This window comes from Moorena sp. SIO3I6 (assembly GCF_010672095.1).
Map to the genome: position 1 here is coordinate 1 of NZ_JAAHHU010000193.1, position 9,852 is coordinate 9,852.

Annotated in this window: 8 protein-coding genes, 1 tRNA gene and 1 pseudogene; 3 read left to right on the forward strand and 7 right to left on the reverse strand. The window is 46.3% G+C overall.

The annotated features are described in order from the left end of the window. Positions 1-946, reverse strand: a 946-nt coding sequence (locus F6K49_RS30595; RefSeq protein WP_293102680.1) for a biotin carboxylase N-terminal domain-containing protein, incomplete at its 3' end; no start/stop codon positions are given. A gap of 321 nt (positions 947-1,267) precedes the next feature. Between F6K49_RS30595 and F6K49_RS30600 the strand changes: the two genes are divergently transcribed. After that, positions 1,268-1,348, forward strand: a tRNA-Leu gene (locus F6K49_RS30600). A gap of 214 nt (positions 1,349-1,562) precedes the next feature. Here F6K49_RS30600 and F6K49_RS30605 read toward each other — a convergent pair. From F6K49_RS30605 to F6K49_RS30620, 4 genes are read right to left on the reverse strand one after another with little or no spacing between them, the layout of a single operon-like run. Continuing rightward, positions 1,563-2,372 (reverse strand): creatininase family protein, encoded by an 810-nt coding sequence (locus tag F6K49_RS30605; RefSeq protein WP_293019445.1) that lies wholly within the window; start codon positions 2,370-2,372, stop codon positions 1,563-1,565. Beyond that, entirely contained in the window at positions 2,320-2,601 is a 282-nt protein-coding gene (locus F6K49_RS30610; RefSeq protein ID WP_143727928.1) for a hypothetical protein, read from the reverse strand. The genes F6K49_RS30605 and F6K49_RS30610 overlap by 53 nt, the downstream gene beginning before the upstream one ends. A 36-nt stretch (positions 2,602-2,637) precedes the next feature. After that, a complete protein-coding gene (locus F6K49_RS30615) occupies positions 2,638-3,054 on the reverse strand; it encodes a PIN domain-containing protein (protein ID WP_293019444.1) in 417 nt (138 codons plus the stop codon). Then, positions 3,051-3,542, reverse strand: a complete 492-nt coding sequence (locus F6K49_RS30620) for a hypothetical protein (protein WP_293102683.1) — start codon at positions 3,540-3,542, stop codon at positions 3,051-3,053. Before F6K49_RS30620 ends, F6K49_RS30615 begins: the two co-directional genes overlap by 4 nt. A gap of 175 nt (positions 3,543-3,717) precedes the next feature. Here F6K49_RS30620 and F6K49_RS30625 point away from each other — a divergent pair, with 175 nt between their 5' ends. Beyond that, the gene (locus F6K49_RS30625; protein WP_293019440.1) at positions 3,718-5,067 is read left to right on the forward strand and encodes an ATP-binding protein; all 1,350 of its coding nucleotides are present in this window, start codon (positions 3,718-3,720) and stop codon (positions 5,065-5,067) included. Here the strand turns inward: F6K49_RS30625 and F6K49_RS30630 are convergent. After that, entirely contained in the window at positions 5,013-5,186 is a 174-nt protein-coding gene (locus F6K49_RS30630) for a hypothetical protein (RefSeq protein WP_293102687.1), read from the reverse strand. The two genes, F6K49_RS30625 and F6K49_RS30630, sit on opposite strands and share 55 nt — an antisense overlap. Before the next feature lie 48 nt (positions 5,187-5,234). Here F6K49_RS30630 and F6K49_RS30635 point away from each other — a divergent pair, with 48 nt between their 5' ends. Beyond that, positions 5,235-9,155, forward strand: coding sequence for a WD40 repeat domain-containing protein (locus tag F6K49_RS30635; protein WP_293019437.1), 3,921 nt, complete (start codon positions 5,235-5,237; stop codon positions 9,153-9,155). A 116-nt stretch (positions 9,156-9,271) separates the two neighbouring features. Here F6K49_RS30635 and F6K49_RS30640 read toward each other — a convergent pair. Further along, positions 9,272-9,852: pseudogene (locus F6K49_RS30640) on the reverse strand (hypothetical protein); the annotation flags it as partial.

Here is a 9,852-nt window from a genome sequence, read left to right on the forward strand (position 1 = left end):
TTTTAATTTGTTCGGCGATCAAGTCTAGACCGGTGATCATCTCGGTGACTGGGTGTTCTACCTGAATTCGGGTGTTCATTTCCATAAAGTAGAACTCACCAGAGGCATCTAAGAGAAACTCTACTGTGCCAACTCCAACGTAATTGATGGACTTAGCGGCCATTACCGCAGCATTACCCATCTTTTCCCGCAATTCTGGGTCAAGCACTGGGCTAGGGGCTTCTTCCAGTAGCTTTTGGTGACGGCGTTGGATCGAGCAGTCTCGCTCACCCAAGTGGATTACGTTGCCGTGACTATCAGCTAAAATTTGAATCTCGATATGGCGAGGGCGTTGAATAAATTTTTCAATATATACCCCGCCATTACCAAAGGCAGCTTGGGCTTCTCCTTGAGCGGCTTGGAAGAGTTTAATCAATTGGCTGTCATCCTGTACCAGGCGCATACCCCTTCCTCCACCACCAGCAGTGGCTTTAATCATGACAGGATAGCCAATTTGACATGCGATCGCATGAGCTTCAAGCTCAGAGCTGACTAATCCATCACTTCCGGGCACTGTGGGCACACCAGCTCGTTGCATGGTTTCTTTGGCCGTAGATTTATCCCCCATGGCTCGGATCGCTTCTGGGGTAGGGCCGATGAAAGAAATCTGATGATCAGCACAGATTTCAGCAAAACGGGCATTTTCTGATAGGAAACCATAGCCTGGATGAATGGCAGTGGCGTTGCGAGTGAGGGCTGCAGCAATAATATTAGGTATATTTAAATAACTTTTGTTGCTGGGGGGGTCCCCGATACAAACCGCTTCATCTGCGAGTTGGACATTAAGAGCGTGTTGGTCAATGGTGGAGTGAACTGCAACGGTGGGAATCCCCATCTCCTCACAGGTTCGGATAATCCGTAAGGCAATTTCCCCACGATTGGCAATTAAGATCTTTGAAAATTTCATAGAATAGCTTGGCTATATAGGGTTTTTATTTGAGATTTAAAACTAAGATTGATGGGGAGGTGTGGGGAGGGTGGGAAGTGTGGGAAGTGTGGGAAGTGTGGGGAGGAACATAGTTTATAAACTATCGCAATTGTCATCACGAGTGAGGTAGACAGGATTTTTCCCCATTCCCCCCCTACCCACCTCCGAGACCCAGACTAAACAAACTCTTACCCTACTCCCTACTCCCTACTCCCTACTCCCTTCAATTTTGACAGCATTTTTTGAGCTAGGCTTTGCAGCTCAGTACTGTTGTATGTTATCCTACGAAATGAGTTATTAGCGGATGTGGTGGAATGGTAGACACGCACGCTTGAGGGGCGTGTGGCGAAAGCCATGCGAGTTCGAGTCTCGCCATCCGCATTGATCAGCCTGGAGTTGTGGACAACTTCGCAACAGTAAACTCCCGCTCAGGGCATAAAAATTGACGAAAACAGTATCATAAAAGCGATGCAGGACTATGGGACAAGGGCGCACCATGGCATCTTGCCTCTTGCCTCTTGCCTATTCCCACACCTCCCACACCTCCCCCTCTCCCCACACTCCCCGATTCCCGATTCCCGATTCCCGCCAGCCATCACCTCTTCGTTACATCAGGCTGCTGAAACCGATAGATATCCCGAATCACGTTTACCCAACCATCACAAAGAGAGGCTAATAAGCGATCGCCTTTTTCCTCAGTTGCTGCTGTGGCATCCCCGAGTACTCCACTCTGAGTCAACCCCTTGGTCAGCCAAGCAAAGGACAATTGTCCTTCCATACTCAATAGACTATCCTCGGGCAATCCCTGGGGATATTCCTTTACTGCCCGATCCATTTTCACTTGACCGGGGAGTAGACAGAGCATGAGACTAGTTTCTAAATCCCCCCCATGAATCCCTAATTCTAATTCTTTCTGGGTGGCTAATTCCTTGGCCATGTTAGGCACGCCCCAGGTAAACAAGGGGAAGACCATAAAGTCTTCATGCTTCTGGTGAATATCCCGTGCTGCAATTTCCATCACTTGGGGTTGTCCGCCATGGGAATTCATCAGTACTAACTTCCGAAACCCACACCGATAGATACTATCAGCCATTTCCATCAGCACCGCTAGCAAGGTTTGAGCACTAAGGGTAATAGTGCCAGGAAAATGCCAATGCTCATTGGATTTACCGTAATAAAGGGGAGGCAAAGCATAAGCCGGGATTTCTCGGTCTAAGCAGCCTAAGGCTTTGCCCAAGACTCCCACCCCAATCGCCGCATCTACAATCAGGGGTAAATGGGGGCCATGCTGCTCAATGGAAGCGACCGGCTGAATAATCACAACATTTTCTTTGTCTGGCATCTGTTCGATATCAGTCCAGGTCAGATAAGGGAAAAAGCGTTCTGGAGGAATGAAATTGTGCATAAGACTGGGGAGAGGGAACAGGGAGCAGGGAGCAGGGAGTAGGGAGTAGGCAGCAGGTAACAGGGAATAGGAGTAAGAAAATTAAATATACCTGATCAGGATGAGAAAGGCTATAGATTACTTTACACAAGTGGCTGATTAGGTTCAGAGACTCGTTCACGAGATTCAGAGACTCGTTCACGAGATTCAGAGGCTCAATCACCAGGTTCAGAGGCTGATGCGATCGCACTTGCCTAAATTAGCCTACCCTTAGTGCTATAGTTTTTTATTTATCAAGCATCAAAGCTCGATAACCAGCTTGGACAAAGTGCTTATCTGTAGTTAAAGCATCTGTTAAACCTTGTTCTTTCATAACAGCAAAGGAAATACAGTCAGTTAGACCCCAAGTTTTATCGGAACGAGCATAATATAGTTGCAAGGCACGTTGTAAAAGTGGTGTATCTACACTAACAACATACATATTTTCTGTCTGGTAACACTGTTGAATAAACTGAACTGCTATCACGCGATTAACCGCACTCAAAGCATTACCAACTTCTGTTAGCACGGCTTCAGTAACCCATACCTCCTTAGCATTTTTTACTCTAGGCAGTAGTTCCAGTGCTTTGTGATGGTATTGGTCGCGTTTATTTAACAAAGCTTGGATAAAAGCCGTGTCCAAGAACAACCGCTCCCCAGTCATAGCTCATCCTCAAGATTAGACTTAGGCGTACCATACAAATAATGGTCATGTTCAATAGCCCAGTCTGATGGTGCTTCAACTGTTCCAGCAAATTCTTCTAACACATCCCAGGCATTTTGGCTAGTAACTGTTTTCACTTCTGTCTCAATAGCAATCGCATAGCGCTTGCCCGGTTCGAGATTAACAGTTCTGTCTAATCTGTCTAAGCGTAAAACCTCACCATCGAAGATAGCTGTTACTACAGGTATCTTTCGAGCTTCTCTACTGTCAGCCGGTTGAGTTTTAACATCTTGGCGGAGGTGAATTTCCTGTATTAGGTCTGCCCAGCTAAAATCTTCTGGTAATTTATCAATTAATCTACGTGCTTCTTCTTTGAGATTAAGGCTTGCCATAAATTTTATCCTCCAAGTCATTAAGCTAGTGGGATCACTTTGGCTGATCAGGCTCAGAGGCTCAATCACCAGGTTCAGAGGCTGATGCGATCGCACTTGCTTAAATTAGCCTACCCTTAGTGCAATGGATTACTATAGACAAAAATTACCTATTAGTGTACCCAAAAACGAATTAGAAATCGCAGCATTACTTATGATACATATACAGTCTTGAACCCTTGATGATCTGACACCCCACACCCCACACCCCACACCCCACACCCTACACCGGATGACTCTAAATTTCACCCAGTTTTACAAAGCCACTAACCCAAGCAAAACCCTCGATCTCACCCAGGCAGAAGACCAGAAGCTCTATATCGATTTTTCTTCCGTCCGAGGGGGAGCACTGATTCAGCAACTGAAAGCGCAAATTACTCTATTCTCGGAAGACCAGCCCACCTGTCAATTATTTACCGGACATATTGGTTGTGGGAAGTCTACGGAATTATCTCGACTCAAGGCTGAGTTGCTAGCAGAAAACTTTCATGTGGTTTACTTCGAGTCGGATCAAGACTTGGAGATGAATGATGTGGATGTGGGGGATATTTTATTGGTTATTGCTCGCCAGGTCAGTGAAAGTTTGGAAGCTAGCCAGGTTAACTTACAACTAAAAGGCTTTAAAGCTTTCCTACAGGAAATTACCACATTGTTGGGTTCCGATGTAACTGGGGTTGAGGTTAAGATTCCCAAGGTTGGTGAGTTTGGGGTCAAGGAAAAACAGGGAGAGTATTCCTTATCGGCAGGGATTGCCAAGATTACCACGAGAGCTAAAAATAGCCCAACCTTGCGTAATCGGTTGCGGGATTATATCGAACCTCGTACCAAAACCATTATTGATGTAATTAATACCGAGTTGATTGAGCCTGCGATCGCTCAACTCCAACACCAGGGAAAACGGGGACTAGTGGTGATTGTGGATAACCTTGACCGGGTGGAAATTGTGCCGAAGTCTTGGGGGAGACCACAACCGGAATATTTATTTGTGGACCGGGGAGAACAGTTGCGCCAACTCAACTGTCATGTGATTTATACCATGCCCCTAGGGCTACGATTCTGTAATGATATCGTTCGGCTTACCAATCGTTTCGGGGTTGAGCCGAAGGTGTTGCCCATGGTGCCAGTGACGCAACGGAATGGTAAGGAGTGTCAGGAAGGAATGGCGCAGCTCAGAGCCATGGTAATGGCTAGAGCTTTCCCTAAGCTAGCACCAGCGCAACGGTTGCAGGGGATTGCGGAAGTGTTTGATGCACCGGAAACCCTTGACAAACTCTGTTCTAGCAGTGGTGGTCATGTGCGGGAGTTACTGGCAATGGTTCGGGATTGGATTATGCTGGAGGGCAAGTTACCCCTATCCCGGGCAGGGTTAGACCAGGTTATTGGTAGTCGCTGCAATAAAATCCGATTAGCGATTGATGAAGAGGAGTGGAAATTATTGCGTCAGGTGCATCAGAACCAAGAAGTAAGTGGTGACGACCATTATCGAGTACTGGTGCGTAGTCTATTTGTGTATGAATACTATGACACTCAAGGGTCTTGGTTTACAGTGAATCCGATTCTGGTAGAAACTGGCAAGTTGTAAGGGAGGGAACAGGGAACAGGGAACAGGGAACAGGGAATCGGGAATCGGGAATCGGGAATCGGGAATTGGGAATCGGGAATTGGGTTAGTAAGAATGCGCTTTGAGATTGATATTAGCAATTATTGGTCCCTTGAAGGAAACACCATGACACCGATTGCCATAACTCAATGACTAATAGTAAGCCAGAGGATCATCACCAACAAGCTAATCATCAACAGCTATTGAAGCAGCTGGCTTGGGCAATGGAAATGGGAGCCAGTGAACAGGAATTTTCCTTAATCTTTGCCCATTGTAATTATACCCAGTGGCGAGACCAGTTGATTCAACAGCTGGCAGAGGTTTGTTCGGTAGAGATTCTCCCGATTGGGCTAACTCCCGAGGTCACCCAGCTCTACAGGACTATATACAGCAAGATTCAATCCCAACTGGGACAACAACCGCCCCAAGGGATTATGGTGTATGGCTTTGAGGTGGTCAGAGACCTTGAGCAACTGCTGAGATTAGCCAATCGAGTCCGGGAAGAGTTTCGCAAACAGTTCCATGTCCCGGTTTTATTTTGGGTAGATGACCGAGTCTATTCCCAATTCCTGCGCTCCGCCAGGGATTTGGCCAGTTGGGGAACCGGTTCAACCCTGGACTTTCAAATCTCTACCGCTAACGTAATCGAATTTATCCAACAGGTTACTGATCTTGGGTTTGCTCAAGTCTTAGCTGCTGGAGCCGCTGGGGGTCTTCACCATGGACAGAATATCAGTAACCAGCAGGTGGCGGACTTAGGCCAAGCTTGGCAAGACTTGCAACATCGGCAGGTAGCATTAACGCCAGACTTAGAAGCCAGTGTGGAATTTATCCTAGGTCGAGGAATTCCCCATAATCTCAAGCAGTCTAAGAAGCATTATCAACGAAGTTTAAAGCTATGGGAAGATCTCCTGGGAGTTTACCCTTCTTCCGACCCCGAACATCTAATCCGATACGGATGTGTTCTCTTCTATATGGGGCAATGGTGGCGTACCTATGCTGATCAAGACCGGAATCAGGGTAAGGAACATTGCCTAAGGGCTAGAGACTATTTTTTGCGATCGCATAAAGCCTTTGATCAAGCCAAGCGTTTCGACTTAGTAGCTAAGTTTATCAATCCCTTGGGGGAAATTCTACAAAGACTAGGGCTATGGCATGAGTTATATCAGTTAGCTAAAAAAGCCTTAACCCTCCATCAAAAATATCCCAACCCGGTCTGGCTTGCCCATGATTACGGCTTTCTAGCGGCACAAGTCGCCATTGCTCGCTCCCAATGGCCTCGGGTCAAGAAATTGGCCACTAAAGCACTGGACATCCTTACCGATGCCCAGCATTCTGTGCAACGCCCTGGTGACCTGACTCTCGAGCAGTTGGACTGGGCGTGGGGACTTCATCAAGGTTGGTATCGCTTATCCTTAGCCAGAGCCTACAAGCATCTCGGTCAACCCCAAAATGGAATTGCCCATCTTGAGCTTGCCAAAGACCACACCAATCCTAACTTGAATCCCTATCAATATATTAAAATTCTCAGAGAATTGCGACAGCTCTACTTTGACCAAGGGGAGTATCAAAAAGCCTTCTCAGTTAAAGCATATCAGCAATCAATCGAGTATCAGTTCCGGTTTCGGGCATTTGTGGGCGCTAGTCGATTGTCCCTCAAGGAACGAATCAGGGATACTCAGGCAACGGTAAACGAAAAGCCGATGATTGTAGCTGATCAAATTGCTGCCTCTGGTCGAGAGCAAGCGATTAATGACTTAGTTGAGCGTATTGGTCGCAAAGACCACAAACTAACGGTAATTTATGGCTCCTCCGGCGTGGGTAAAAGTTTTCTACTTCAGTTTGGTTTAATTCCTAGATTACAGCAAGACAGTATTGCCGCTCGGGATGTCGAGCCAGTGTTGCTGACCGTTTATAACCGGTGGGAGCATAGGTTGGCTGAAACGATAATTAGAACAGACCAGGGGGGAGAGGGGAAGGAAATTCTGGACAAAATTCTCCACCAGCTGGGAGACAAGGCTGACACTAATCGACTGACGGTTCTAATTTTCGACCAGTTTGAAGAATTTTTCTTTCAGTATCCTCAGCCACAGCAACGGCGAGTTTTTTATCAATTCTTAAAGGACTGTCTAAACCTTGAGGCAGTGAAGGTGATTCTGGCCTTGCGGGAAGATTATATCTATTATTTATTAGAGTGTAATGACCGCCTGATTAGTTTAGATGTCGTCAATAATGATATTCTCAGCAAGGATGTCCTCTATTACTTAGGTAATTTTGATCAGCGCCAGGCGACAGCGGTGATTAAACAGTTAACGGATCAGGCTAAATTTTCCTTAGAACCAGAGTTAATTGAGCAATTGGTGGAAGATTTAGCAGCAGAAAATGAAGGAGTGCGTCCGATTGAATTGCAGGTGGTGGGAGCGCAATTAGAAACCGAGGCAATTGTGACCTTGAAGCAGTATCAGCAAGGGAGCGATAAGGCCAAATTAGTTGATCGTTATCTGGAGGCTGTGGTTACGGATTGTGGACCGAAATACCGAGAAACTACCTGGAAATTGTTGTTTCTCTTGACCGATGACAAGCAGCTTCGACCCATAAGAACTGAAACTGAATTAGCTAGTGTATTAACTTTACCCCCAGAGGAGCTCAGCCTGATTTTGGAGATTCTAGTAGGCTCTGGTTTAGTGTTTCAGATTCAACCAGGAACGGAAGATGGCTATCAGTTGGTTCATGATTATTTAGTAAGTCCGATTCGGAAGAAAGTTGAGGAAGAAAAGCGGATTTTAGATCAAGGGAAGCAAGAAGGACTAAAACTAGAACGAGCAGGAGTTGAACATCTTAGCCAATTTCAGTATAGCCCGTTTGATGCCTTACTAGCAGCTATGGAGACCGGGAAAGCATTGAAAGCAATGGTCACGAAAAATACTCCCTTGAAAGACTATCCTGCTGCTAATCCTTTACTGGCTTTACAACGAATTCTTGACCAGATTCAGGAACCTAGACTTGGGAATTATCAGGGTAGGGTTAGGCAGTTGCAATTCAGCCGGGATGGTCAGCGGCTGCTTACTGCTGAAGTTGAGGGAATGGTGAGGTTGTGGTATCTCAACACTGGGCAAGTCCAACAATTTCAACAATTTAAGGGGTATCGGGGTAAGGTTAGGCAGGTGGAATTTAGCCGAGATGGTCAGCTCCTCGCTAGCCTTGGAGAGGACGGAATGGTGAGGTTATGGGATCTCAAAACTAGGCAAGTCCAACCATTGAAGGGGCATCAGGGTAAGGTTAGGCAGGTGGCATTGAGCCGGGATGGTCAGCTGCTGGCTAGTGCTGGATTTGACGGAAGCGTGAGATTGTGGAACCTTAACACTGGGCAACTCCATGAATTGAAGGGGCATCAGGGTTGGGTTTGGCAGGTGGCATTGAGCTGGGATGGTCAGCTGCTGGCTAGCGCTGGAGTTGACGGAATTGTCAGGTTGTGGAATGTCAACACTGGCCAAGTCCAGGAATTGAAGGGGCATCAGGGTAGAGTTTACCAGGTGGAATTTAGCTGGGATGGTCAACTCCTCGCTAGCGCTGGAGTTGACGGAATGGTGATATTGTGGAAAGTCAACACTGGCCAAGTCCAAGCATTGAAAGATCATCAGGGTTGGGTTAGGCAGGTGGCATTGAGCCGGGATGGTCAACTCCTTGCTAGCGCTGGAGTTGACCGTAGCGTGCGCCTGTGGGATGTCAAAACTGGGCAAATCCAGGCATTGAAAGGTCATCAAGGTTGGGTTGACCAGGTGGAATTTAGCCGGGATGGTCAGCTGCTGGCTAGCGCTGGAGTTGACCGTACCGTGCGCCTGTGGGATTTAAGGGGTCGGCAAATTGCCCAATTCGAGGGGACTCGCCTAGTGTTCCACCCATATGGGTCGCAACTGGCTACCATAGACGAGGATACCATCAAGCTGTGGCGGGTGGACACCCTGGATGGACTCTTAGCTAGGGGTTGCGCTTACTTACGTAGTGATTTAAGGTATAGTTCTGTTAATTCGGAACTGAAGGCGTTTTGTGATGGCTTACTGGAAGAATGAATGTAGAATGTAGAATGTAGAATGTAGAATGTAGAATGTAGAAGGCAAAATGTAGAATTACAAATTCTCAATTCTTAATTCTCAATTCTCAATTCTCAATTCTTAATTCTTAATTCTTAATTCTTAATTGATTCAATCTCTTCCCGAGAAAGTTGGGTAATTTTCATAATAGTCTCCACATCTAAACCTTGTTCCCGGCAGGAACGGGCGATCGCTATTTTTTCTTGTTTTATCCCTTGTTCAATACCTCGAATTTCTGCCTGTTCCACTTGCCATTTGGTCTCAAGCTCTTGGGTACTCAGGATACTGGCTTCGTCACGCTTGTTGTTGATATAACGCTCATAAGCTACTCGTTCTTGTTCTGATAAATTATTAACTCGTAGCGCCTCCTTGGCTTGGGCTATTCCTTTGGCAGAAAATTCCGCTTTGATGTCGCTGTTTTTCAGAAAATAAATCCATTCATCTAAGGGGTTTTTCGCTAAATCCTTAAAATTCCTTACTTTCAGCAGGTAGTATTCTGGGAAGATATCTGCTACTTTATTGATGTGAAATTTAAATTCCTGAGTTTTTGTCGGTTGCAGGATATCCCCGAGATTAGCCCCAATGAACTCTCCCCGATAGGAATAAATATAGTCATCTCCCATTCCCAGGTTAAAGTAGACTATATTGATTGAGTAGACTTTTTTAATTTGACCGT

What these genes read in the sequence shown, in the direction of transcription:
- F6K49_RS30605 (WP_293019445.1), bottom strand. Translation starts at nt 2,372, where the DNA reads ATGCACAATTTCATTCCTCCAGAACGCTTTTTCCCTTATCTGACCTGG.
- F6K49_RS30615 (WP_293019444.1), bottom strand. Translation starts at nt 3,054, where the DNA reads ATGACTGGGGAGCGGTTGTTCTTGGACACGGCTTTTATCCAAGCTTTG.
- F6K49_RS30625 (WP_293019440.1), top strand. Translation starts at nt 3,718, where the DNA reads ATGACTCTAAATTTCACCCAGTTTTACAAAGCCACTAACCCAAGCAAA.
- F6K49_RS30635 (WP_293019437.1), top strand. Translation starts at nt 5,235, where the DNA reads ATGACTAATAGTAAGCCAGAGGATCATCACCAACAAGCTAATCATCAA.